21 protein-coding genes and 4 pseudogenes are annotated in these 26,004 nt (G+C 37.8%); 23 read left to right on the top strand and 2 right to left on the bottom strand.

Going from position 1 to position 26,004, the window contains the following annotated elements; genetic code table 11:
• Positions 1-10: 10 nt before the first annotated feature.
• From CS889_RS02645 to CS889_RS02695, 11 genes and pseudogenes are all read left to right on the top strand, one after another.
• Positions 11-1,077, top strand: a pseudogene (locus tag CS889_RS02645) (phospholipase A).
• Between the two features lie 55 nt (positions 1,078-1,132).
• Positions 1,133-2,257 (top strand): DNA polymerase III subunit beta, encoded by a 1,125-nt coding sequence (dnaN, locus tag CS889_RS02650; RefSeq protein ID WP_089086764.1) that lies wholly within the window; start codon positions 1,133-1,135, stop codon positions 2,255-2,257.
• Positions 2,258-2,269: 12 nt separating this feature from the next.
• A complete protein-coding gene (gyrB, locus tag CS889_RS02655; RefSeq protein WP_089086765.1) occupies positions 2,270-4,591 on the top strand; it encodes a DNA topoisomerase (ATP-hydrolyzing) subunit B in 2,322 nt (773 codons plus the stop codon).
• Positions 4,592-4,636: 45 nt separating this feature from the next.
• A pseudogene (locus tag CS889_RS02660) lies at positions 4,637-5,629 on the top strand (adenine methyltransferase).
• 421 nt (positions 5,630-6,050) lie between these two features.
• Positions 6,051-6,366: pseudogene (locus CS889_RS08425) on the top strand (R.Pab1 family restriction endonuclease).
• Positions 6,367-6,579: 213 nt separating this feature from the next.
• The gene (gene csd3, locus CS889_RS02670) at positions 6,580-7,800 is read left to right on the top strand and encodes a peptidoglycan DD-metalloendopeptidase Csd3 (RefSeq protein ID WP_089086767.1); all 1,221 of its coding nucleotides are present in this window, start codon (positions 6,580-6,582) and stop codon (positions 7,798-7,800) included.
• Positions 7,800-8,438, top strand: coding sequence for an NUDIX hydrolase (locus CS889_RS02675; RefSeq protein ID WP_089086768.1), 639 nt, complete (start codon positions 7,800-7,802; stop codon positions 8,436-8,438). The genes csd3 and CS889_RS02675 overlap by 1 nt, the downstream gene beginning before the upstream one ends.
• Positions 8,439-8,448: 10 nt before the next feature.
• The gene (pgbA, locus tag CS889_RS02680; protein ID WP_089086769.1) at positions 8,449-9,801 is read left to right on the top strand and encodes a plasminogen-binding protein PgbA; all 1,353 of its coding nucleotides are present in this window, start codon (positions 8,449-8,451) and stop codon (positions 9,799-9,801) included.
• 4 nt (positions 9,802-9,805) lie between these two features.
• Positions 9,806-11,185: a glycolate oxidase subunit GlcD gene (gene glcD / locus CS889_RS02685; protein ID WP_089086770.1), complete on the top strand. Its 1,380-nt coding sequence runs from the start codon at positions 9,806-9,808 to the stop codon at positions 11,183-11,185.
• 22 nt (positions 11,186-11,207) lie between these two features.
• Entirely contained in the window at positions 11,208-11,972 is a 765-nt protein-coding gene (gene dapB / locus CS889_RS02690) for a 4-hydroxy-tetrahydrodipicolinate reductase (protein ID WP_089086771.1), read from the top strand.
• A gap of 434 nt (positions 11,973-12,406) precedes the next feature.
• Entirely contained in the window at positions 12,407-12,595 is a 189-nt protein-coding gene (locus CS889_RS02695) for a hypothetical protein (protein ID WP_000849490.1), read from the top strand.
• Positions 12,596-13,332: 737 nt separating this feature from the next.
• On the opposite strand, the gene glnA is transcribed toward CS889_RS02695, so the two are convergent.
• Positions 13,333-14,778: a type I glutamate--ammonia ligase gene (gene glnA / locus CS889_RS02700; protein WP_089086772.1), complete on the bottom strand. Its 1,446-nt coding sequence runs from the start codon at positions 14,776-14,778 to the stop codon at positions 13,333-13,335.
• Between the two features lie 138 nt (positions 14,779-14,916).
• Here glnA and CS889_RS02705 point away from each other — a divergent pair, with 138 nt between their 5' ends.
• The 6 genes from CS889_RS02705 to csd6 all read left to right on the top strand — a co-directional run bounded on the left by CS889_RS02705 (position 14,917) and on the right by csd6 (position 21,278).
• Positions 14,917-16,995, top strand: coding sequence for a DUF262 and DUF1524 domain-containing protein (locus CS889_RS02705; protein WP_089086773.1), 2,079 nt, complete (start codon positions 14,917-14,919; stop codon positions 16,993-16,995).
• A 62-nt stretch (positions 16,996-17,057) separates the two neighbouring features.
• Positions 17,058-17,507 (top strand): 50S ribosomal protein L9, encoded by a 450-nt coding sequence (rplI, locus tag CS889_RS02710; protein ID WP_172825099.1) that lies wholly within the window; start codon positions 17,058-17,060, stop codon positions 17,505-17,507.
• A 3-nt stretch (positions 17,508-17,510) separates the two neighbouring features.
• Positions 17,511-18,053 (top strand): ATP-dependent protease subunit HslV, encoded by a 543-nt coding sequence (gene hslV / locus CS889_RS02715; protein WP_089086775.1) that lies wholly within the window; start codon positions 17,511-17,513, stop codon positions 18,051-18,053.
• Positions 18,053-19,384, top strand: coding sequence for an HslU--HslV peptidase ATPase subunit (hslU, locus tag CS889_RS02720; protein ID WP_000040742.1), 1,332 nt, complete (start codon positions 18,053-18,055; stop codon positions 19,382-19,384). Before hslV ends, hslU begins: the two co-directional genes overlap by 1 nt.
• Entirely contained in the window at positions 19,384-20,289 is a 906-nt protein-coding gene (gene era / locus CS889_RS02725; RefSeq protein WP_001946592.1) for a GTPase Era, read from the top strand. The genes hslU and era overlap by 1 nt, the downstream gene beginning before the upstream one ends.
• Entirely contained in the window at positions 20,286-21,278 is a 993-nt protein-coding gene (csd6, locus tag CS889_RS02730) for a cell shape-determining L,D-carboxypeptidase Csd6 (protein WP_089086776.1), read from the top strand. Before era ends, csd6 begins: the two co-directional genes overlap by 4 nt.
• 72 nt (positions 21,279-21,350) lie before the next feature.
• On the opposite strand, the gene CS889_RS02735 is transcribed toward csd6, so the two are convergent.
• A complete protein-coding gene (locus CS889_RS02735) occupies positions 21,351-22,202 on the bottom strand; it encodes an SEL1-like repeat protein (protein ID WP_089086777.1) in 852 nt (283 codons plus the stop codon).
• Positions 22,203-22,253: 51 nt separating this feature from the next.
• Between CS889_RS02735 and CS889_RS08430 the strand changes: the two are divergent.
• The 6 genes and pseudogenes from CS889_RS08430 to cag4 all read left to right on the top strand — a co-directional run.
• Positions 22,254-22,434: pseudogene (locus tag CS889_RS08430) on the top strand (transposase); the annotation flags it as partial.
• Positions 22,435-22,535: 101 nt separating this feature from the next.
• On the top strand, positions 22,536-22,883 hold the full coding sequence (cag1, locus tag CS889_RS02740; RefSeq protein ID WP_000785772.1) for a cag pathogenicity island protein Cag1: 348 nt from the start codon (positions 22,536-22,538) through the stop codon (positions 22,881-22,883).
• Positions 22,884-22,898: 15 nt separating this feature from the next.
• Positions 22,899-23,057, top strand: coding sequence for a cag pathogenicity island protein (locus tag CS889_RS08640; RefSeq protein ID WP_089086778.1), 159 nt, complete (start codon positions 22,899-22,901; stop codon positions 23,055-23,057).
• Positions 23,026-23,685, top strand: coding sequence for a topoisomerase DNA-binding C4 zinc finger domain-containing protein (locus CS889_RS02750; protein WP_089086779.1), 660 nt, complete (start codon positions 23,026-23,028; stop codon positions 23,683-23,685). Before CS889_RS08640 ends, CS889_RS02750 begins: the two co-directional genes overlap by 32 nt.
• Positions 23,678-25,123: a type IV secretion system outer membrane cap subunit Cag3 gene (cag3, locus tag CS889_RS02755; protein ID WP_089086780.1), complete on the top strand. Its 1,446-nt coding sequence runs from the start codon at positions 23,678-23,680 to the stop codon at positions 25,121-25,123. The genes CS889_RS02750 and cag3 overlap by 8 nt, the downstream gene beginning before the upstream one ends.
• Positions 25,124-25,132: 9 nt before the next feature.
• Positions 25,133-25,642 carry a VirB1 family T4SS lytic transglycosylase Cag4 gene (gene cag4 / locus CS889_RS02760; RefSeq protein WP_000462215.1) on the top strand — a complete coding sequence of 170 codons (510 nt, stop codon included), beginning with the start codon at positions 25,133-25,135 and terminating at the stop codon, positions 25,640-25,642.
• Positions 25,643-26,004 lie beyond the last annotated feature (362 nt).

Below are 26,004 nucleotides of genomic sequence, written 5' to 3' on the forward strand. Positions count from 1 at the left end.
AGGATGCTTGATGAAAAGCGTTTTGCTCTTTATGATTTTTGTAGTTTGTCAGTTAGAAAGCAAAAAATTTTCACAAGATAATTTTAAGGTGGATTATAACTACTATTTGCGCAAACAGGATTTACACATCATTAAAACGCAAAACGATTTGTCCAATGCCTGGTATCTCCCTCCACAAAAAGCCCCCAAAGAACATTCTTGGGTGGATTTTGCTAAAAAATATTTAAACATGATGGATTGTCTAGGCACTTATTTCTTGCCTTTTTATCATAGTTTCACCCCCATTTTTCAATGGTACCACCCTAATATCAACCCGTATCAACGCAATGAGTTTAAATTCCAAATCAGTTTTAGAGTGCCTGTATTTAGGCATATTCTTTGGACTAAAGGCACGCTTTATTTGGCTTATACCCAAACTAACTGGTTTCAAATTTACAATAACCCTCAATCCGCCCCCATGCGAATGATCAATTTCATGCCTGAACTCATCTATGTTTATCCTATTAATTTTAAACCTTTTGGGGGTAAAATAGGGAATTTTTCTGAGATTTGGATAGGTTGGCAACACATTTCTAATGGCGTGGGGGGTGCACAATGCTATCAACCTTTTAATAAAGAAGGCAATCCTGAAAACCAGTTTCCAGGAGAGCCTGTAATCGTTAAAAATTATAACGGGCAAAAAGACGTGCGCTGGGGGGGTGTCGCTCTGTGAGTGCGGGGCAACGCCCTGTGTTTCGTTTGGTGTGGGAAAAGGGGGGCTTGAAAATCATGGTCGCTTATTGGCCCTATGTCCCTTATGATCAATCCAACCCTAATTTGATTGATTACATGGGGTATGGTAACGCTAAAATAGATTACAGGAGAGGGCGCCATCATTTTGAATTGCAGCTTTATGATATCTTCACGCAATACTGGCGTTATGATCGCTGGCATGGGGCTTTCCGCTTAGGCTATACCTACCGCATTAACCCTTTTGTAGGGATTTATGCGCAATGGTTTAACGGCTATGGCGATGGCTTGTATGAATACGATGTTTTTTCCAATCGTATAGGGGTAGGAATACGCTTAAACCCTTAAAAAAACGCTCTTTTATGCTATAATAAGACTAAAAATTCAAGGGGATTATTCAATTATGAAAATCAGTGTTAGTAAAAACGATTTGGAAAACACTTTGCGCTACTTGCAAGCTTTTTTGGATAAAAAGGACGCTTCTTCTATCGCTTCACACATCCATTTAGAAGTCATTAAAGAAAAGCTTTTTTTAAAAGCCAGCGATTCAGATATTGGGCTAAAAAGCTATATTTTTACGCAATCTAGCGATAAAGAGGGCGTTGGCACGATCAACGGGAAAAAGTTTTTAGATATTATTTCATGTTTGAAAGACTCTAATATTATTTTAGAGACTAAAGATGACAGCTTGGTGATCAAACAAAATAAAAGCTCTTTCAAACTCCCCATGTTTGACGCTGATGAGTTCCCTGAATTCCCTGTTATTGAGCCAAAAGTGAGTTTAGAAGTCAATGCCCCCTTTTTAACAGATGCGTTTAAAAAGATCGCTCCTGTGATTGAGCAAACCAGCCATAAAAGGGAATTAGCCGGTATTTTAATGCAATTTGATCAAAAACATCAAACCCTTTCAGTAGTAGGCACGGATACCAAACGGCTCTCTTACACGCAGTTAGAAAAAATCTCTATCCATTCCACTGAAGAAGATATCTCTTGTATTTTACCTAAAAGAGCTTTATTAGAAATCCTTAAGCTTTTTTATGAAAATTTCAGTTTTAAAAGCGATGGCATGTTAGCAGTAATTGAAAACGAAACGCACGCTTTTTTCACCAAGCTCATTGATGGGAATTACCCTGATTATCAAAAAATCCTCCCTAAAGAATACACTTCTTCTTTCACTTTAGGCAAGGAAGAATTTAAAGAGAGCATTAAATTGTGCAGTTCTTTAAGCTCCACCATTAAACTCACTTTAGAAAAAAACAACGCTTTGTTTGAATCTTTGGATTCTGAGCATAGCGAAACGGCTAAAACCTCTGTTGAGATTGAAAAAGGTTTGGATATTGAAAAAGCCTTTCATTTGGGCGTGAACGCGAAATTTTTCCTTGAAGCCTTAAACGCTTTAGGGACAACGCAATTCGTTTTAAAATGCAATGAGCCTTCTTCGCCTTTTTTGATCCAAGAGCCTCTTGATGAAAAGCAAAGCCACCTGAACGCTAAAATTTCCACTTTGATGATGCCAATCACACTATAAAGGCTGATTTGAATGCAAAATTACCAGAGCCATAGTATTAAGGTTTTAAAAGGCTTAGAGGGGGTTAGGAAACGCCCTGGAATGTATATTGGCGATACCAATGTGGGTGGGTTGCACCACATGGTGTATGAAGTCGTGGATAACGCTGTAGATGAGAGCATGGCGGGTTTTTGCGATACGATTAATATCACTTTGACTGATGAGGGTTCATGCATTGTAGAAGATAACGGGCGAGGCATTCCTGTAGATATTCACCCCACGGAAAAAATCCCCGCTTGCACCGTGGTTTTAACGATTTTGCATGCGGGGGGCAAGTTTGATAACGATACTTATAAAGTTTCAGGCGGTTTGCATGGCGTGGGCGTTTCGGTTGTGAACGCTTTAAGCAAACGCTTGATTATGACCATTAAAAAAGAGGGTCAAATCTATCGCCAAGAGTTTGAAAAGGGTATTCCTACTAGCGAGCTTGAAATCATTGGCAAAACCAAAAGCGCTAAAGAAAGCGGCACGACCATTGAATTTTTCCCTGATGAAAGCGTGATGGAAGTCGTTGAATTTCAAGCGGGTATTTTGCAAAAACGCTTCAAAGAAATGGCGTATCTTAATGACGGCTTAAAAATTTCTTTCAAAGAAGAAAAAACCCAACTGCAAGAGACTTATTTCTATAAAGACGGCTTGAAACAATTCGTTAAAGACAGCGCTAAAAAAGAATTGCTCACCCCCATTATTTCGTTTAAAAGCATGGATGAAGAAACGCGCACTTCTATAGAAGTCGCTCTAGCGTATGCTGATGATTACAATGAAAACACTTTAAGCTTTGTGAATAATATTAAGACTTCTGAGGGCGGCACGCATGAGGCGGGCTTTAAAATGGGCTTGTCTAAAGCGATTTTGCAATATATTGACAATAACATTAAAACCAAAGAGTCGCGCCCCATTTCTGAAGATATTAAAGAGGGGTTGATCGCTGTTGTGAGCTTGAAAATGAGCGAGCCTTTGTTTGAAGGGCAGACTAAATCCAAACTCGGCAGTTCGTATGTGCGCGCGTTGGTTTCAAAATTAGTCTATGATAAAATCCATCAATTTTTAGAAGAAAACCCTAACGAAGCTAAAATCATCGCTAATAAAGCCCTACTAGCCGCAAAAGCCAGAGAAGCCAGTAAGAAAGCCAGAGAGCTTACAAGGAAAAAGGATAATTTGAGTGTCGGCACTTTGCCTGGAAAATTAGCCGATTGCCAGAGCAAAGACCCGCTTGAGAGTGAAATCTTTTTAGTGGAGGGCGATAGCGCGGGCGGGAGCGCTAAACAAGGGCGCGATAGGGTTTTCCAAGCGATTTTACCTCTAAAAGGTAAGATTTTAAATGTGGAAAAAAGCCATTTGTCAAAGATTCTAAAATCAGAAGAAATTAAAAACATGATCACGGCTTTTGGGTGCGGCATTCAAGAGAGCTTTGATATAGAAAGATTGCGCTATCATAAAATCATTATCATGACCGATGCTGATGTGGATGGGAGCCATATCCAAACCTTGCTGATGACTTTTTTCTATCGTTATTTACGCCCGCTGATTGAACAAGGGCATGTTTATATCGCTCAAGCCCCTCTTTATAAATACAAGAAAGGCAAGACAGAAATTTATCTTAAAGACGGCGTCGCTTTGGATCATTTTTTAATTGAGCATGGCATCAATTCGGTGGATATTGAAGGGATTGGCAAGAACGATTTGATGAATTTGTTAAAAGTGGCGCGCCATTACCGCTATACGCTTTTGGAATTAGAAAAACGCTACAACTTGCTAGAAGTTTTACGCTTTTTGATTGAGACTAAGGACGCCTTAAGCCTTGATATGAAAGTTTTAGAAAAGAGCATTTTAGAAAAATTAGAGGGCTTGAATTATCAGATCTTACGCTCTTTTGCCACTGAAGAAAGCTTGCATTTGCATGCGCAAACCCCTAAAGGCTTGGTGGAATTTAACCTAGATGACAACCTCTTTAAAGAAGTGTTGTTTGAAGAAGCGAATTACACTTACCAAAAGCTTATGGAATACAATTTGGATTTCCTAGAAAATAAGGATATTTTGGCGTTTTTAGAAGAAGTGGAAAATTACGCTAAAAAGGGAGCGAATATCCAGCGCTATAAGGGGTTAGGCGAGATGAACCCTAATGATTTGTGGGAAACGACCATGCATAAAGAAAACCGCAGTCTCATCAAACTCAAAATTGAAGATTTGGAAAAAACCGATGCGATCTTTTCGCTTTGCATGGGCGATGAAGTAGAGCCTAGAAGAGCCTTTATCCAAGCGCATGCTAAAGATGTGAAGCAACTAGATGTGTAAGGGATTTTGATTAGAACCCCTAAACATTTAACCAAACAAGAGAGCGTGAATTTAGGGGCTTACTACACGCCCCCTTATTTAGTGGATTGCGCTTACAAGCTTTTAAAAAAGCATGTTGGTATTGAAAACTACACGCTTTTAGACACCGCATGTGGTAATAAAGAGTTTTTAAAACTCCACCACCCTAAAAAAATAGGAGCGGATATTGACCTTGAGTGTGGTGCTTTAATAATAAACGCTCTAGCCAATCCTAGAAGAGAAAATTATGGTATTAGCCAAGATGAACCTTTAATCATCGTGGGCAATCCCCCCTATAACGATAGAACTTCCTTTATCAAACAAGATATTAAAAATAAAGATTTCATTTTTGAAATAGACAACGATTTGAAATCCAGGGATTTAGGGATAAGTTTTTTAAAATCTTTTGCAATTTTAAAGCCGGCGTTTATTTGCGTGTTACACCCTTTATCTTACCTCATCAAAGAAGCTAATTTTAAGCAATTAAAGCTATTTAAGGATCATTACAGGCTTTTAGACGCTTTGGTTGTTTCTTCTAAATCTTTCACTAAAAGTAACTAATTTCCTATTGTGATAGCTTTATATGAGCGAGGGCGAATGGACTATGCAGATATTAGGCGTTTTATTTTTCCAACTGATTGCGATACGACGCTATGCTTAAACGATTTTGACTATATAGCCAATTATGTGGATAAATACCCTAACGCTAAAAAGGTTGGGGCATGCGTGGGCTATTTTTTCCCTATGCGAGACATTAACGCTCTTAAACGCAACAAAACTTTTTTAAACGCGCCAAGCGAAAATGCGGTGCGTATCAGTCAAGATAAATTGATTTATTACCAATATATCCATTATTTTAAGGAAATCGCCCCTAAAATCCCTTATTATTTTGGCAATTTGGATATTATTATTGACAATTTTGCTTTTTTAAAAATTAAAGACGCTTTTTTAAAAGACAAAAGAGCGCGTTTAGAATATTTTAAAAAATTGTTTCAAGGACACCCTTGTGAGTTTGATTAAAGTTAATGATGATAAAAAAGCGATTGAGGTTTCTATTCCTTTAACTTCCATTTCAGGCAAAGCGCGTGTGAAAATTAGGCATGCCTTTAGCGATTATGGCATTTCAACAGCGACTAGAAAAATCCCTTTCAGTTTAAAGCATTATGTAGAGTGGCAAATCGGTTATGATGTCCCCATTAAAGATAAAGAAAAATTTGAACTCACTACCCTAAAAGATGAAAAATATCATTTTTTAGGGGCTAATAATAAAATAAAAACCCTTTATGAATTGAGCGAAATGATTGATTACGCTAAGCGATTGGGTTTAATCAGTTTAGAAAATTTAGAAAATACTTTAAAATATTTAGAAAAACAAAAACAATTCATAGAAGATAATTTTATGATCACAAGAGAAAGATTTAGATCGCATCAATTTGGAGGCATGGATTTTGAACTCTCACGCATTTCTTATCCTTTGCTCATTCATTCTTTTAATGATAACCAGTTGAGCGAAATCGTTATTAGAGAGCAACAATACGGCTCTAAAACCCATGCTGTATTTTTGCTTTTCTATTCTGGAATTAAAAACCGCTACCCCTTTATTAAATAGAACGGCTGCTCTCAAAGAACATGCTCTTTTAACTATCCATAAAACCAACGCTCTTGTGTTTTTAGAAATGCTTAAAATTTTTGGACTTTTAAGTCAAGCGCACCATAACGATGTGTTAAAAATTTTAGAAAAAATACTTCAAAATTAACAATGATACGAATTGTTAAAAAGGGAATGAATATCTAACGCTACAAGATCCAGGCGAGATAAATCCGTTTATGGGAAATAACCATGCATCAATAAAAACGCGCTTCATAAAGCCATAAAAACAAGGCTAGGCTTTAAACTTGTATCGTTTTTCTTTAATGGCTTATGTTATACTAATAAAATACAGATTTGATTGAAGGCATTAAACGACTGCATGGTATTTTTTCATAAGAAAATTATTTTAAATTTTACCTATTCTTTAATGGTTGCTTTTTTATTCCATTTATCCTATGGGGTGTTTTTAAAAGCCGATGGAATGGCTAAAAAGCAAACTCTTTTAGTGGGTGAAAGGCTTGTGTGGGATAAGCTCACGCTGTTAGGGTTTTTAGAAAAAAATCGTATCCCTCAAAAACTCTACTACAATTTGAGCTCTCAAGATAAAGAATTGAGCGCTGAAATCCAAAGCAATGTTACCTACTACACTTTAAGAGATGAAAACAACACGCTCATTCAAGCCCTTATCCCTATAAGCCAGGATTTGCAAATCCATATTTACAAAAAAGGGGAGGATTATTTTTTAGACTTTATCCCCATTGTTTTCACTCGTAAAGAAAGAACTCTCCTTCTTTCCTTACAAACTTCGCCCTATCAAGATATTGTCAAAGCCACCAATGACCCCCTTTTAGCCAACCAATTGATGAACGCATATAAAAAAAGCGTGCCTTTTAAACGCCTAGTGAAAAACGATAAAATCGCTATCGTTTATACAAGGGATTATCGTGTGGGGCAAGCGTTTGGCCAGCCGACCATTAAAATGGCGATGGTTAGCTCTCGTTTGCACCAATACTATCTCTTTTCCCATTCAAACGGGCGTTATTACGACTTAAAGGCGCAAGAAGTGGCAGGGTTTTTATTAGAAACCCCGGTGAAATACACCCGCATTTCTTCGCCTTTTTCGTATGGGAGGTTCCATCCTGTCTTAAAAGTCAGACGGCCTCATTACGGCGTGGATTATGCGGCTAAACATGGCAGTTTGATCCATTCTGCTTCAGATGGCCGTGTGGGTTTTATAGGGGTTAAGGCGGGTTATGGGAAGGTGGTTGAAATCCATTTGAATGAATTGCGCTTGGTGTATGCTCACATGAGTTCTTTTGCTAAGGGGTTGAAAAAAGGATCGTTCGTTAAAAAAGGGCAAATCATAGGCAGAGTGGGAAGCACGGGTTTAAGCACCGGGCCGCATTTGCATTTTGGCGTGTATAAAAACTCCCGCCCTATCAATCCTTTAGGCTATATCCGCACCGCTAAAAGCAAGCTGCATGGCAAACAAAGAGAGGTTTTTTTAGAAAAAGCTCAGCGTTCTAAGCAAAAATTAGAAGAACTTTTTAAAACCCATTCTTTTGAAAAAAATTCATTTTATCTTTTAGAGGGTTTTTAATGTCTTATTTTAAGAATATTTTCAATCAAAAATCTTTAATAGATGATTCTAGTGTGTATTTAGAGCCTTGTTCTAGCTCTAATTTCATAGAATTAAAACGCATGCATTATAATGAAGAGAATACTAAGAAAACATGGGATATTATTAAGTCTTTAGACAGCGTGGCGGTTTTACTCTATGAAAAAGAATCCGATTGCTTTGTGATTGTGAAACAATTCCGCCCAGCCATTTATGCTCGTAATTTTTATTTTAAGCGCGATCAGGATCAAAATATTGACGGATACACTTATGAATTGTGCGCGGGACTTGTGGATAAGGCTAATAAGAGTTTAGAAGAAATCGCTTGCGAAGAAGCGTTAGAAGAATGCGGTTATCAAATTAGCCCTAAAAACTTAGAAACCATAGGCCAATTTTATAGTGCGACTGGGTTGAGCGGGAGTTTGCAAACGCTCTATTACGCTGAAGCGCATGAGGGTTTGAAAGTTTCAAAGGGTGGGGGGATTGATACCGAAAAGATTGAAGTGCTGTTTTTAGAGCGATCAAAAGCTCTTGATTTTATAAGGGATTTTCAATACGCTAAAACCACCGGATTGTCTTTAGCCATTTTGTGGCATTTAAAAAAGTTTAAAAATGTTTAAAAGGAATTGTATGTTAAGGCTTTTGATAGGACTTCTTTTAATGAGTTTTATAAGCTTGCAATCAGCCTCTTGGCAAGAACCCTTAAGAGTGAGTATAGAATTTGTGGATTTGCCTAAAAAAATCATTCGTTTTCCTGCTCATGATTTGCAAGTGGGGGAGTTTGGTTTTGTCGTTACTAAACTTTCAGATTATGAAATCGTTAATTCTGAAGTGGTCATTATTGCCATTGAAAATGGTGTCGCAACGGCTAAATTCAGAGCGTTTGAGTCCATGAAACAAAGCCATTTACCCACTCCAAGAATGGTCGCTAGAAAGGGGGATTTAGTCTATTTTAGGCAATTCAACAACCAAGCGTTTTTAATCGCTCCTAATGATGAAATCTATGAGCAAATCAGAGCGACTAATACCGATATTAATTTTATTAGTTCTGATTTGTTGGTGACTTTTTTGAACGGGTTTGACCCAAAAATCGCTAATTTAAGAAAAGCGTGCAATGTTTATAGCGTGGGGGTGATTTATATTGTAACCACGAACACGCTCAATATTTTAAGCTGTGAGAGTTTTGAAATTTTAGAAAAAAGAGAGCTGGATACAAGCGGTGTTACTAAAACTTCTACGCCGTTTTTTTCTAGGGTTGAGGGCATTGATGCAGGCACGCTAGGGAAACTTTTTTCAGGCAGTCAATCTAAAAATTACTTCGCTTACTATGACGCTTTAGTGAAAAAAGAAAAACGCAAAGAAGTGAGGATTGAAAAGAAAGAAGAAAGGATTGATGCTAGAGAAAATAAACGAGAAATCAAGCAAGAAGCCATTAAAGAGCCTAAAAAAGCCAATCAAGGCGCAGAAAACGCTCCCACTTTAGAAGAGAAAAACTACCAAAAAGCAGAGCGAAAACTTGACACTAAAGAAGAAAGGCGTCGTTCAAGAGATGAAAGGAAAAAAACTAAAGCCACCAAAAAGGCTATGGAATTTGAAGAAAGAGAAAAAGAGCATGATGAAAGAGACGAAAAAGAGACTGAAGAAAGAAGAAAAGCTTTAGAAATGGATAAAGACAATGAAAAAGTCAATGCCAAAGAAAACGAGCAAGAAATCAATCAAGAATCCGCTAATGAGCCAAGTAGTGAAAACAACGCCACTCCAAAAGACACAGAAAACACTTCTGTCTTAAAAGAGAGTGCCGCTAAAAAAGAAGCGTCAAAACCAAGCTCTAAAGAAGAAAAACGCCGCTTGAAAGAAGAAAAGAAAAAAGCCAAAGCCGAACAAAGAGCGAGGGAATTTGAACAAAGAGCGAGGGAACATCAAGAAAGAGATGAAAAAGAGCTTGAAGAAAGAAGAAAAGCTTTAGAAATGAATAAGAAGTAAGCCCATGTTAGAGAAGCAACACATCCAATACTTTAAAAACCTGGTAGGGGGAGAGGATTTTTTCACCGATTTAGCGCATTTGAACGCTTATTGCTATGACGCTACTAAAGAAAGGCATTTGCCTAGCGGCGTGATTTTCCCTAAAAACGAGCGAGAAATCAGCCAGATTTTAAAATACTGCAACGAGCATCGCATCATCGTTGTGCCTAGGGGGGCTGGGAGCGGTTTTACAGGGGGGGCGTTGAGCGTGAGCGGAGGGCTAGTTTTAAGCGTAGAAAAGCATTTGGATAAGATTTTAGAGATTGACACTAAAAATTTGATCGCTAGAGTAGAGCCGGGCGTGATTAACAAGCATTTCCAAAACGAAGTGGAAAAATTGGATTTATTCTACCCCCCAGATCCAGCGAGTGAGAGTCAAAGCACTTTAGGGGGGAATGTCGCCGAAAATGCCGGCGGCATGCGCGCGGCTAAATACGGCATCACTAAAGATTATGTCATGGCTTTAAGGGTGGTTTTAGCGAATGGCGAAATCATAAGGGCAGGCAAAAAGACGATCAAAGATGTCGCTGGCTTTAATATCGCAGGGCTGATGATTGCTAGTGAGGGGTGTTTGGGCGTGATTTCTGAAATCACTTTAAAGCTTTTAGCCAAACCACCCCTAAAACAAAGCGCGATGGGGGTTTTTAACCATATTGAAGACGCCATGAACGCCGTTTATAAGACGATGAGTAGCGGCGTTACGCCTGTGGCGATGGAATTTTTGGATAATTTGAGCATTAAAGCGGTTGAAGAACGATTTTCTAAAGGCTTACCCAAAGACGCTGGAGCGATACTCATCACTCAAGTGGATGGCGTGGTGAAAGAGCAGATCGCATGGCAACTCAATGAGATAGAAAAGCATTTTAAAGCCAATGGTTGCGTGGGTTTTAAGATCGCTCAAAACGAACAAGAAGAGCAGGATTTATGGTTTTCAAGGCGTAACGCTTCTCAAAGTATTAGCGTTTATGGTAAAAAGAAATTGAATGAAGACGTGACCGTTCCTAGGGCGAGCTTGCCGAGTTTGTTGCAAGAAGTCGCCAAAATCAGCCAGAAATACGGCTTTAAAATCCCTTGCTTTGGGCATACGGGCGATGGCAATGTGCATGTGAATATCATGCTAGAAGATCCTAAAAGGGATTTAGAAAAAGGCCATAAGGCTATGGAAGAGATTTTTCAGGCCGCTATTAGTTTGGAGGGGACTTTAAGTGGGGAGCATGGCATAGGCTTGTCTAAAGCCAAATTCATGCCTTTAGCGTTTAATCATAGTGAAATGGAGCTTTTTAGGAACATTAAAAAAGCCCTTGATCCCAATAATATTTTAAACCCTTTTAAAATGGGGCTATAAAATTTAAAAGCAAGGAAAGCGCATGAAAGTCGGTGTTTATGGGGCGAGCGGTCGTATAGGGAAATTACTTTTAGAAGAATTAAAAGGGGGGTATAAGGGATTAGAGTTGTCTAGCGTGTTTGTCAGGCAAAAATGCGAAACCGATTTTAGCTCTTTTTCACACACCCCTTTAGTAACCAATGATTTAAAAGCGTTTGTGAAAGCTTGCGAATGCGTGGTTGATTTTTCTTTACCTAAAGGCGTGGATCATTTGCTAGACGCTCTTTTAGAATGCCCTAGAATTTTAGTTTCTGGCACGACCGGTTTAGAAAAAGAAACGCTAGAAAAAATGCAAAAATTAGCCTTAAAAGCGCCGCTTTTGCATGCGCACAACATGTCTATAGGGATTATGATGCTCAACCAATTAGCCTTTTTAGCTTCTTTGAAATTAAAAGATGCGGATATTGAAATTGTAGAAACGCACCACAATCTTAAAAAAGACGCTCCGAGCGGCACGGCATTGAGTTTGTATGAAACTTGCGCTAAGGCTAGGGGGTATGATAAAAAAAACGCCCTCATCACTCACAGAGAAGGTTTGCGCTCTAAAGAAAGCATTGGTATAGCCGCTTTAAGGGGGGGCGATGTCGCCGGGAAGCACACGATAGGGTTTTATTTAGAGGGCGAATACATAGAGCTTAGCCATACGGCGACTAACCGATCTATTTTTGCTAAAGGGGCTTTAGAAGTGGCTCTGTGGCTTAAGGATAAAGCCGCTAAAAAATATGAAATCAGCGAAATGTTTGGTTGAACGCTTGAACCTTTTTGTATAGATGATTCACGCTTTTATAATGGAATACCGCCCTTTGTTAGCCTTATTAAAGGGCTTTCACTATACTATAAGGGATATTAGTAAGGATAAGGCTGTATTAAAAGGGTTTGTTTTGTAAGGATTGATCTTGCCTTGTGTGGTTAGTAACACAAGGCGGGTGTAGCAAGACTTACTATAATTTTAATTCAAGGAGTCTAACTAAAATAAAAGGAGAAATTTTAGTTAGGGTTTTATTATAGCAAAAATTAGCAAGGCTTACAAAGGGTAGCGTTTTAATTTTAAATTAAAGCGTTATTTGGATTATTTTTAGCTTCATTTACTTTTTGTTTAACAATAAGTCCTACAACTGCAAGCATATAATTTAAAGTATTTAGGTTATTCAATCAAAAAATTTTAAAACAAAAGGATATAAAATGAAAACCATTAGAAATGGCGTGGTAGTTGGCGTGTCTTTGCTCGGCGGTTGTGCGAGCGTTGAGACTCGCTTTGACGCTCTGCGTGTCGCTTGCATTAAAGATGCTTTTATAGAAAAAGAATTATGCTACACGCCTAAGGACTTTGGAAACCCTTATTTTACTAATCAAACCGATACCAGGCTCTAAGGGTTTCTTCTTAAAAAATATTTTGGCTCTTTTGGCTCATGTTGATTGAGCCAAGCGTTTCAAGAATTTCAAAACTTCAAAAATTTCAAAACACAGAAAACACAGAATTAAAACAAATTTTTTGCTTTTTCAAGAATAGTGAAGCACCCAAACGCTAAAGACACAGGCTTTTTTAGGCTTATTGGGGGAGAGTTTGGCTTTCACTTTGTATCCCTATAATTAGGGATTTTACAGAGTTTGAGCGTCCCAAGCGCGTTCGATTTCTCACGCATCACATCTTTAAAGGCGTAACTCCCAACACTTCTTGCCGTAGATACGAATGCATGGGGGTATTATAAATGAGTAGCATTCATTCCAAACGCTAAAAATGTTGGGGATTTCTGCTAAGTTGTTTTAAAACTTTATTTATGGTTTTAAGATTTTATTTTGTTGTAAAATTCTTAAGGAGATAGGGGGTATTTTGAAATCATTCTCCACCCTTTTAACCCCCAAAAACTAAACCCCCTAACCCCAAAAGACCGCATCGCAAGAAATCATCGCTCGCTTTTCGCAAGCTCTTTTAACATTTATTTTAAAAAATGCTTTTAAGCCATTTTTAAAATTTTATGATCAATACCCTATTAGAATAAAACCAAAAAGCAAAGAAAATCAATTCTTTCAACCACTCTCTTTAAAAATAAGGTATTTTTGCCTTATTCTAAATTTTTAGAGTGGGATTTATTGACCCACTCATTGTTTTAGCATGAATAAGTGGTGATAAATTCAAAAGGATGGGGTTTACTCTCCCATGGGAACACTTCAGCGTTGAATTTAAGAGACTGATAAGCTTGAATAAATTCTTCGCTAAAGACCTGACCCTCTTTTAAATACTGCTTATCGGCTAGCATTTCTTCTAACGATCTCCTTAAAGTGTGAGGCATTTGTTTGATGCCTTTTTCTCTGATTTCATCTAAAGTCAATTTGAAAAGGTTAATGTCCATCGCTTCGCCGGGATCGATCTTATTTTTAACGCCATCCATGCCTGCCATTAAAATCGCTGCAAAAGCCAAGTAGGGGTTTGATGAGCTGTCCGGGAATCTGAATTCAAACCTAGCACTATTTTTAGAAATCCCATAAGGGATGCGCACGCTCGCACTCCTGTTGTTAGCCGAATAAGTCAAAATAGATGGGGCTTCATAGCCAGGAATTAGGCGTTTGTAAGAATTAGTGGAAGCGTTAGTGAAAGCGGCTAACCCTCTAGCGTGGCGCAACACGCCCCCTAAAAAATGCAACGCCAACTCACTCAAGCCCTTGTAAGTTTCGCCACTAAAAAGGTTTTCGTTATTTTTCCAAACGCTCACATGGGTGTGCATCCCGCTCCCGTTATCCCCGTATAAAGGTTTTGGCATGAAAGTGGCGGTTTTCCCGTTTAAATGAGCGACCATTTTAACCACATATTTGAGTTTTTGGACATTGTCAGCGGATTCCACTAAATCCCCAAATTTCACGCCCACTTCGCCTTGCGCTTGCGCGACTTCATGATGGACGACAAAAGTTTCTAACCCCACTTGGTTTAAGACTTTCACAATTTCTGTGCGAATATCCATCATCGTATCCGTTGGTGGCACAGGCATATAGCCCCCTTGCTTGCCCGGTCTATGCCCAAAATTCACGCCATTTTCAAAGCTCTTATCCCGATTCCATTCGCCCTCTTCGCTATCCACTTCGTAGTATTGGGAATTGGAAGCGTCTTTAATTTTAATGGAATCAAAAATAAAAAATTCATTCTCCGCGCCAAAATAAGCCACATCGCCCAAACCTGAATCTTTTAAATGCTGTAAGGCTTTTTTAGCGATACTTCTAGGGCATTTTTCATAAGGCTGGTTTTTATACACATCATACACATCGCAAAACACGACCACGCTCACATCCGCGCTAAAAGGATCAATGAAATAACGCACCAAATCGGGGGTTAAAATCATATCGGAGTGTTCAATGCCTTGCCAGCCCTTAAAACAACTCGCATCAAAAGGAATCCCCTCTTTAAACATGCCATGCGTTAAAGCCCCAAAAGAATAAGCGATGTGATTCCAAGTGCCTTTAATATCGCTGAATCTAAAATCCACAAATTCCACTTCATTTTCTTTGCAAAATTCAAAAAACTCTTTGATCTTGCTTTCACTATTTTGAGTTCTTACCATCATTAACCACCTTTAATTGTTATGAATTGAGTTTGATTGATAGGGGTGATTATAGCATTTATGGGGTAAAAAAAGTAGAATCTGTATCAAGTTTTATTAAGACGCATGCGGTAAAATCCGCTAAATCAAGGAGTGTTATTTATGAAAGCAAACGCTATAAAACTGCTAGACTTTATCGGTAAGAGTCAAGAAAAACAATTTGTCATTCCCATCTATCAGAGGGTATATAGCTGGGAAAAGGAACAATGCAAGCAGTTGTGGGATGATATTGTCAAAACGGGTGGAAACGATCAAATAGAAGGGCATTTTATTGGCTCTATTGTGTTTGTGCATGATGGCATATACACCACTAATTACAACGAGCTTCTCATAATTGATGGCCAACAAAGGCTCACCACCATCACGCTTTTATTCATCGCTTTGAGGGTTCATTTAAACGATGAAGATGAATTGTTAGAAAAATTTTCGTGCCAAAAAATCCAGAATCGCTACCTCATCAACAGCGATGAGAAAGGCGATAAAAAATTCAAACTCATCCTCTCAGAGCCTGATAGAGAAACCTTGCTATCTTTGATTGATAAAGACAGAAGAAAACCGAGTGAGCCTTCATCAAAAATAATGGAAAATTTTAAATTGTTTGAAGAATGGATCCGTAAAAACACCGACAAACTAGAAACGATTTTTAAAGGATTAGACAAACTCATGGTGGTTGAAATCTCTTTAGAGAGAGGTAAGGACAACCCCCAGCTCATCTTTGAGAGCATGAACTCAACGGGCAAGGATCTCACGCAAACGGATTTGATCAGAAACTACATTTTAATGGGATTAGAGCCCGAAAAACAAGAGATTTTTTATAAGAAGTATTGGAGGGCTATGGAGGAAGATTTTAAACAAAATGAAACATTGTTTAATCAATTTGTCCGGCATTACCTCACGATCAAAACAAGAGAAACCCCCAATATCAATAAAGTTTATGAAGCTTTCAAGCGTTACCAGCAAGAAAGGGGGATAGAGACAGAGGCATTGCTCCAAGATTTGCAAAAATATTGCGGGTATTTTTGCCAAATCGTATTCAAAAAAGAAGCCGATAAAGATTTAAACAAGGCTTTAGGTTTTTTGGTGGATTTAGAGATGGATGTGATCTATCCGCTACTACTAGAGCTTTATAGCGATTATAGCGATGGGGTTTTATCCAAGGCTGATTTTATCCCTATTATCTATTTAATAGAGAGCTATATTTGCAGAAGGGCGGTGTGCGGGCTTGGCACAAATAGTCTCAATAAAGTCTTTCCCTCTTTTACAAAGCGCATCCAAAAAGATGAGTATTTTAAAAGCCTAAAGGTGCATTTTGTCTATCTGACAGAAAAACAAAGATTTCCAAACAATGACGAGTTTAAAAAGCTTTTTATTACGATAGATTTTTATAATTTTCAAAAAAGGGAATACTTTTTTGAAAGGCTAGAAAATTTTGACACAAAAGAGCCGGTCGATACTCAAGAATGCACTATTGAGCACATCATGCCTCAAACACTCACAGAAGAATGGAAAAGGGATTTGGGTGGAAATTTTCAAGCAATACACGATAAATACCTCCACACAATAGGCAATCTCACTAAAACCGGTTATAACAAGGAGTATAGTAACAATTCTTTCCAAAAAAAAAGAGATATGGAGAAGGGCTTCAAACAAAGCCCATTGAAACTCAATCAAAGTTTAAAAGATTTAGAATCTTTTGGCGAAAAAGAGATTGAAAAAAGAGCTAATGATTTAGCGGATTTGGCTTTAAAGATTTGGACTTACCCCAAGCTAGATGCAGAAACATTAGAGAAGTATAAACCCAAGAAAGAAAAAAAGGTTTATGATTTAAGCTTTTATAAGTTTGGTTCTCATTCAAGGGAGTTATTTGATATTTTAAGAAAAGAGATTAAAGCTCTTGATGAAAGGATAACCGAAAAATTTAATCAAGATTATATCTCTTATGTGTTTGACAAAAATTTTGTGGATATTGTTGCGCAAACAAAAGACTTAAAATTGTATTTGAATATGCCATTTAATGAACTGCAAGACGAAAAAAATTTGGCAAGGGACATGACTAATAAAGGTCATTTGGGGAATGGGGACATAGAAGTCAAACTAGAAACAAAAGAAAATATCCCTTATTGTTTGGGGTTGATCAAACAGGCTTTAGAAAAACAGATGGGTGGTAGGAACAGGCAATAAAAACCCAACTTATTAAAATAAAGAGTATAATTACAAATTACTTACAACTTAAAGGGGATATGATGAAAGTTCTGTTATTAGAAGATGTGAAAAATTTAGGCAAAGCGGGTGAAGTGTGCGAAGTTAAAGATGGTTATGGGAATAACTTTCTAATCGCTAATAAAAAAGCCAAACTCGCCACTAACGAAGTGATCAATAAATACAAAGCCGAAGCTAAAAAGAAAGCGGAAAAAGAAGCCCTAGAAAAAGTGCAAAAATTGCAAATGGTAGAAACCTTACAAACCATCACGCTGACTATCCATAAAAAAGTCGGCGCGAACGGCTCTTTATTTGGAGCGATCACTAAAGAAGAGATCACGGAGCGTTTGAAAGAACAGCATGCGAGTTTAAATTTAGATAAAAAAGACATTGAGCTCAAACACCCGATTAAAAGCACAGGGATTTATGAGATTGAAGTCAAGCTTGGATCGGGGATTGTGGGCGTGTTTAAAATTGATGTGGTGGCTGAGTAGAAAATGTTTGAAGCGACGACGATTCTAGGCTATAGAGGGGAGATGGGGGGCAAGAAGTTCGCGCTCATTGGAGGCGATGGGCAGGTAACTTTGGGTAATTGCGTAGTCAAAGCCAATGCGACAAAAATCAGGAGCTTGTATCACAACCAGGTTTTAAGCGGGTTTGCCGGGAGCACTGCGGACGCTTTTAGTTTGTTTGATATGTTTGAACGCATTTTAGAGAGCAAAAAAGGGGATTTGTTTAAAAGCGTGGTGGATTTCAGCAAAGAATGGCGCAAGGATAAGTATTTACGCCGACTGGAAGCGATGATGATCGTTTTAAATTTGGATCACATTTTTATTTTGAGCGGCACGGGCGATGTTTTAGAGGCTGAAGACAATAAGATCGCCTCTATTGGGAGTGGGGGGAATTACGCCTTAAGCGCGGCTAGGGCTTTGGATCATTTCGCTCATTTAGAGCCTAGAAAACTCGTAGAAGAGTCCTTAAAAATCGCAGGGGATCTTTGCATTTACACCAACACAAATATTAAAATTTTGGAGCTTTAATGTCTAAATTGAATATGACCCCAAGAGAAATTGTCGCTTATTTAGATGAATACATCATTGAGCAAAAGGAGGCTAAAAAGTTTATCGCTATCGCTTTAAGGAATCGTTACAGGCGTTTGCAACTGGAAAAATCCTTACAAGAAGAAATCACGCCTAAAAACATTTTAATGATTGGCTCTACTGGTGTGGGTAAAACTGAAATCGCAAGAAGAATGGCAAAAATCATGAAACTCCCCTTTGTGAAAGTGGAAGCGAGCAAATACACAGAAGTGGGTTTTGTGGGGCGCGATGTGGAGTCTATGGTAAGGGATTTAGTCAATAACAGCGTGCTTTTAGTGGAAAATGAGCATAAAGAAAAATTAAAAGACAAGATTGAAGAGGCGGTTGTAGAAAAAATCGCTAAAAAACTCCTGCCCCCTTTGCCTAGTGGCGTGAGCGAAGAGAAAAAACAAGAATACGCTAACAGCCTTTTAAAGATGCAACAAAGAATCGCACAAGGCGAGTTGGATAGTAGAGAAATTGAAATTGAAGTGCGTAAAAAAAGCATAGAGATTGATTCTAATGTGCCGCCTGAAATTTTAAGGGTTCAAGAAAATTTGATTAAGGTTTTCCATAAAGAACAGGATAAAGTCAAAAAAACTTTAAGCGTTAAAGAGGCTAAAGAAGCCCTAAAAGCAGAAATCAGCGACACGCTTTTAGATGGCGAAGCCATTAAAATGGAGGGTTTGAAGCGCGCGGAAAGTTCAGGGGTGATTTTTATTGATGAAATTGATAAGATCGCTGTCAGCTCTAAAGAAGGAAGCCGTCAAGATCCCAGTAAAGAGGGGGTTCAAAGGGATTTGTTGCCGATTGTAGAGGGGAGTGTGGTGAATACGAAGTATGGTTCTATTAAAACAGAGCATATTCTATTCATTGCAGCAGGGGCGTTTCATCTTTCTAAGCCGAGCGATTTGATCCCTGAATTGCAGGGTCGTTTCCCTTTAAGGGTGGAGTTGGAGAATTTAACCGAAGAAATCATGTATATGATTCTAACCCAAACTAAAACCTCTATCATCAAGCAATACCAAGCCCTTTTAAAAGTGGAGGGCGTAGAAATTGCGTTTGAAGACGATGCGATCAAAGAATTAGCCAAACTTTCTTATAACGCCAATCAAAAAAGCGAAGATATAGGCGCTAGAAGGTTGCACACCACCATTGAAAAAGTGCTAGAAGACATTAGTTTTGAAGCGGAGGATTATTCGGGGCAAAGCGTTACTATCACTAAAGAATTGGTTCAATCCAAGCTAGGGGATTTAGTGGCTGATGAAAATTTGGTGAAGTATATTTTATAATGAAAACTAAGGCGGGCTTTGTAGCTCTTATAGGCAAACCAAACGCTGGAAAAAGCACTCTTTTAAACACTTTATTAAACGCTCATTTAGCCCTTGTCTCGCATAAGGCTAATGCGACCAGAAAATTGATGAAATGCATTGTGCCTTTTAAAGACAAAGAAGGGTATGAGAGCCAAATCATTTTTTTAGACACACCAGGGCTCCATCATCAAGAAAAATTACTCAACCAGTGCATGCTCTCACAGGCTTTAAAAGCGATGGGCGATGCTGAATTGCGCGTTTTTTTAGCTTCTGTGCATGATGATTTGAAAGGGTATGAAGAGTTTTTGAGTTTGTGCCAAAAACCCCATATCTTGGCTTTGAGTAAGATTGACACAGCCACGCGCAAGCAGGTTTTACAAAAATTACAAGAGTATCAAAAATATTCATCGCAATTTTTAGCTCTAGTGCCTTTGAGCGCGAAAAAATCTCAAAATTTAAACGCGCTTTTAGAATGCATCAGCAAGCATTTAAGCCCTAGCGCATGGCTTTTTGAAAAGGATTTAATGAGCGATGAAAAAATGCGCGATATTTATAAGGAAATCATTAGGGAGAGTTTGTTTGATTTTTTGAGCGATGAAATCCCTTATGAAAGCGATGTGATGATTGATAAATTTATAGAAGAAGAACGCATAGACAAGGTGTATGCGCGCATTATCGTAGAAAAAGAAAGCCAAAAAAAAATCGTGATAGGCAAAAACGGGGTGAATATCAAACGCATCGGGACTAACGCGCGATTAAAAATGCAAGAAGTGGGCGAAAAAAAGGTTTTTTTAAACTTGCAAGTGATCGCTCAAAAATCATGGAGTAAGGAAGAAAAGAGCTTGCAAAAATTGGGCTATATCTATCAAAGGAATAGGGATTGAAAAAAATATTACCGGCTCTGTTAATGGGGTTTGTGGGATTGAATGCTGATGAGCGTTTGTTAGAAATCATGCACCTTTATCAAAAACAAGGCTTGGAAGTGGTGGGTCAAAAGCTGGATTCTTATTTAGCGGATAAAGCTTTTTGGGCAGAAGAGCTTCAAAACAAGGACACGGATTTTGGCTATTATCAAAACAAGCAGTTTTTATTTGTGGCGGATAAGTCCAAGCCCAGTTTGGAGTTTTATGAGATAGAAAATAACATGCTTAAAAAAATCAACAGCTCTAAAGCCCTTGTAGGCTCTAAAAAGGGCGATAAAACTTTAGAGGGCGATTTGGCCACGCCTATTGGAGTGTATCGTATCACGCAGAAATTAGAGCGCTTGGATCAATATTATGGCGTTTTGGCTTTTGTAACGAATTACCCTAATTTGTATGACACCTTGAAAAAACGCACCGGGCATGGCATTTGGGTGCATGGAATGCCTTTAAATGGCGATAGGAATGAATTGAACACCAAGGGCTGCATTGCGATTGAAAACCCTATTCTAAGCTCTTATGATAAAGTGTTAAAAGGCGAAAAAGCGTTCCTTATCACCTATGAAGACAAGTTTTCCCCCAGCACTAAAGAGGAATTGAGCATGGTTTTAAGCTCCCTTTTCCAATGGAAAGAAGCTTGGGCTAGGGGCGATTTTGAACGCTACATGCGTTTTTATAACCCCGATTTCACTCGCTATGACGGCATGAAATTCAACGCTTTTAAAGAGTATAAAAAAAGGGTGTTTGCAAAAAATGAAAAAAAGAATATCGCTTTTTCTTCTATTAATGTGATCCCTTACCCCAACTCTCAAAACAAACGCTTGTTTTATGTGGTATTTGACCAAGATTATAAGGCCTATCAGCATAACAAACTCTCTTATAGCTCCAATTCTCAAAAAGAACTCTATATAGAGATTGAAAACGATCAAGCGTCTATTATAATGGAAAAATAAGGCTTTGTTTTAATGAGGATAATCTAAGCGGATTTTTTTAATCTTAAGCCTAATGGCAAGTTTGATGAAAAACTACAGAGCTTCCATGGCTTTTTCATAGCCAAATTCTGCGGATTTTTGCAGGAATTTTTTAGCCTTGTCCTTTTTCTTTCTAGTGCCAAGCCCTTCTTTATAAGCGATCCCAATCCTATAAAGGATCTCCCCCATTTGTTGTTTGAGTAAAATAATATTGCTTGAAATTTCAGCAATATCTTCCCAAAGAAGTGTCTTATCTTTGATTTGAAGGGATTTCTTAACAAGTATTCCAAATTTCTTTCCAAATTTTATAGGATTCGCGCTCAAACCTGAAAGATCAATGAATCGCGATCCAATAAGCATACTAGTAAATTCCGCAAGGTTTGATCCAAATTTGTTAACAAAATTTGTGCTTTTATTAGAAAACATGCGAACCACATGTCTGTAAGTCTTAAGCGCTTGTTTCAAATCCTTTTTCATCCCTAAGCCTTCTGCTTGCATGCGTCCTAAAATTAAAGCACCCCCTAACAACCCGCTCCCATACCCTTTGATAGCGTTTTGTGCATAGAATTGCGCTTTTTTGTAATCCACTTTCACGCCCTTTCCCTCCAAATACATTTTGGCTAAATAAACGCTGCCAAGCCCAATGCTGTATTCTTGCGCCAATTTAAAATCTTTAAAGGCTTGCTTGTATTGGCCTTGATTAAAATGGTCTAAACCATTTTCAAAATAATATGTCTTATGATTTCGCGCAATTTCATCCCACTGATTTCGCGCCCTTTCATCCCAATCATCACTGATGCTAATATATTCATCAGCTATACAAAGCGAAAATGGCAACAATAAACCCAATAAAAGCAATAAAGACTTTAAAAAAGAGAGGGTGGTGCGATAAAAATCTTCAAACATGTCAGATCCTTTTACAATTTGAGCCATTCTTTAGCTTGTCTTTCTAGCTAGATCACAAGCGAACTTTCAAAGCAATTTGAATGGATAGCAGTTGAAGACTTGCAAACAAAGAACATGACTAAAAGAGCTAAACTCAAAGCTAAACTTAAAAATGTCAAACAAAAGAGCAAGCTTAATCGATCTAACTTACTATCATATCATCTCTTTTTTAGATTGCAAACAACAACATAATAGCGACAAGCAATAGGGAGATGGTTTCATATTTTTTGCTATAATAGCATGAATTTGTTTCATAAGTAACAAATTGAGAATATACCTTATGGAGGTAACACTATGGCTGACACAATCAATACAACTGAAACAACCCATGAAACAAAGAAACCAAACGCTTTTGTAAATTTTTTCAAAAACAATTTGACTGATAAGCGTTATGATTCATTAGGTCTCATTGGAGCGGGGGTTTTATGTTGTGTCTTGAGCGGTGCTATGGGGATTGTTGGGATAATCTTTGTCGCAATAGGAATCTTTTTGTCTTTTTCTAATATCAACTTAGTGAAATTAGTTGAAAAATTGTCCAAAAAACAACCTAAAGCGGCCACAACTGTCAATAACGAAACCCAAAAATCTCAAGCAGCAAGCGTTACCAACGAACCAACTGAAGCTAAAGAGACTAAAGATTGAGGCAGAACAACGATTTTGACTGAAGAAAGAATAAGGGAAAATTTCAAAAATTTAGGTTTTCTGGTGGTTTATTACTCACTGCATGACTTACACAAGCAACCTATAAATTCTTTTTTTAGATTTAGGAGTGGTTATTTGCAATATGAGTCTAGCTACGAGTTACAATGTGAGTAATAATTTTTCTAAGTTTAATATTAAGAGAGTCAGAGGATATTTGATTTGTCTTGTTTGTAACACACCTAAAATGATACAAAGAGAATTGAATGGTATCTCATTTTATGGTTGCTCTGATTATGTAAATAAAGGCGACTGTAAGGGCGTTTTACGAGAAATAAATGGCTCAATGAAAATGGTCTGCTTGCATTGTGAAAACACGCCCATAATGGAAAAAGTAGAAAGTGGTAGGGGAGGAGCTTACGCTTGTAAGAATTGCAATAGGAAGTTTTACTTTATCGATCTTGCAAAACAAAACGAACGAAAAAAAGATTTAGAAAAAGAAAAAAAAGAATTGCTTAATAAGATTGAAAAGCAAAAAATCAAACGCCTTGAGCGTTTCATTTTGGCTAGTGTAAAAGCTAATATTAAAGAAAATTCTTTTTTCTTAGGATGTAAAAATTATCCTAAGTGCAAATGGACTGCTAGTATGGATTCACAAGATCCTAAATGTCCCAAATGCAACAGATTAATGAAAAGAAAAAAGAATTTCAAAAACAATGAGTTTTTTACAGCTACATCACTTACCTTAAATGCAATAGAATTTTGTCTCTATATTAATCTGAAAAAAAAGGAAACCAATGTTTAGAAAACTAGCAACCTCTGTATCGCTCATGGGCTTACTAATCTCCAACGCTCTTTATGCTAAAGAAATAAGTGAAGCCGATAAGGTCATTAAGGCCACTAAAGAAACTAAAGAGACCAAGAAAGAGGCTAAACGCCTCAAAAAAGAAGCTAAACAGCGCCAACAGATCCCTGATAATAAGAAACCTCAATATGTCTCTGTTGATGACACAAAAACTCAAGCGCTTTTTGATATATATGACACTTTGAATGTGAATGACAAAAGCTTTGGGGATTGGTTTGGTAATAGCGCTTTGAAAAACAAAACTTATCTCTACGCTATGGATCTATTGGATTATAACAACTACTTATCCATAGAAAACCCTATTATCAAAACAAGAGCGATGGGAACTTATGCAGATCTGATTATCATCACAGGTTCGTTAGAACAAGTCAATGGGTATTACAATATTCTAAAGGCACTCAACAAACGCAACGCCAAGTTTGTGTTAAAAATCAATGACAAACTGCCTTATGCCCAAGCGACTTTTTTGAGAGTGCCAAAAAGAAGCGATCCCAACGCCCACACGCTTGATAAGGGAGCGTCAATTGATGAAAGCAAGCTTTTTGAACAACAAAAGAAAATGTATTTCAACTACGCCAACGATGTGATCTGCAGACCCAACGATGAAGTGTGTTCGCCCCTAAGAGATGAAATGGTAGCTATGCCCACCAACGATAGCGTTACTCAAAAACCCAATATCATTGCTCCTTATAGCTTATATAGACTAAAAGAAGCAAATAACGCCAATGAAGCCCAACCATCACCTTATGCCACTCAAACCGCTCCTGAAAACAGCAAAGAGAAGCTCATAGAAGAGCTAATCGCCAACTCCCAACTCATAGCCAATGAAGAAGAGAGGGAAAAGAAACTCTTAGCAGAAAAAGAAAAACAAGAGACTGAATTGGCTAAATACAAGCTCAAAGATTTAGAAAATCAAAAGAAACTAAAAGCTTTAGAAGCAGAGTTGAAAAAGAAAAACGCTAAGAAACCTAGAGTAGTGGAAGTGCCTATTTCTCCTAAAACAAGTGATTCTGATGAAACAATGAGAGTTATCAAAGAAAAAGAAAACTATAATGGGTTATTAGTGGATAAAGAGACCACGATCAAAAGAAGCTATGAGGGGACTTTGATCAGTGAAAATTCTTACAGCAAAAAAACACCCATCAACCTTGAGGACTTGAGAAACTTAGAAGAAGAAATTAAGAGCTACTATATCAAGTCTAATGGCTTGTGTTACGCTAATGGCATTAGCCTCTATGCAAAAATCAAAAATGATCCCTACAAAGAGGGAATGCTGTGTGGTTATGAGAGCGTTCAAAAACTGCTTTCACCACTAAGGGACAAGCTCAAATACGACAAGCAGAAGTTACAAAAAGCGTTACTGAAAGATTCAAAGTAAGTTAAAGTTTTGTTTGAGAAATGGATTGGTCTGACCTTACTCCTTAGTTCCTTAGGCTATCCATGCCAAAAGGTAACCATTAGTTTCAAGCAATACGAAAATCTTATCCATATCCATCAAAAAGGTTGCAACAATGAAGTGGTGTGCAGAACGCTCATTTCTATCGCTTTACTAGAAAGCTCTCTAGGGTTGAACAACAAGCGAGAAAAATCCCTTAAAGACACCTCTTATTCCATGTTTCATATCACTTTAAACACCGCTAAAAAGTTCTACCCTACCTATTCTAAAACGCTCCTCAAAACCAAATTATTAAACGATGTGGGTTTTGCGATCCAATTAGCCAAACAAATTTTAAAAGAAAATTTTGATTATTACCAACAAAAACACCCCAACAAAAGCGTGTATCAATTAGTAGAAATGGCCATAGGCGCTTACAATGGGGGAATGAAACACAACCCTAATGGCGCTTACGTGAAGAAGTTTCGTTGCATTTATTCGCAAGTGCGATACAACGAATAAAGCATGCTAGAACTAACTTATTTTGAATCTTTATAATTTTTACAAGCAATCTTGGTGGTATACTCCTACTATCTTACAAATTTATAATAATATTATTTGCATCATTATCTTTTAATCTTTTTATTTTTTGGAATAGACTTTTGCTTTCCTTATAAAGACATATAGCGTAAGAATTCTTCTAATTCGCACCATTTTCTCTGAGCATGGGTGCTGTAAGAATGGCTTGATGAATTTTAACCTAGCGCATGCAACAATCCACTAAGAGCGATGGCTGGCAAAACAAAGAACACACAAGCTTTTGATGAGTGAAAATTCCATTAAAGATATAGGAAAACTCAAACGCTTCATGCAAGACAAAGATC

The organism is Helicobacter pylori (assembly GCF_900120335.1).
GTDB lineage: Bacteria > Campylobacterota > Campylobacteria > Campylobacterales > Helicobacteraceae > Helicobacter > Helicobacter pylori_BU.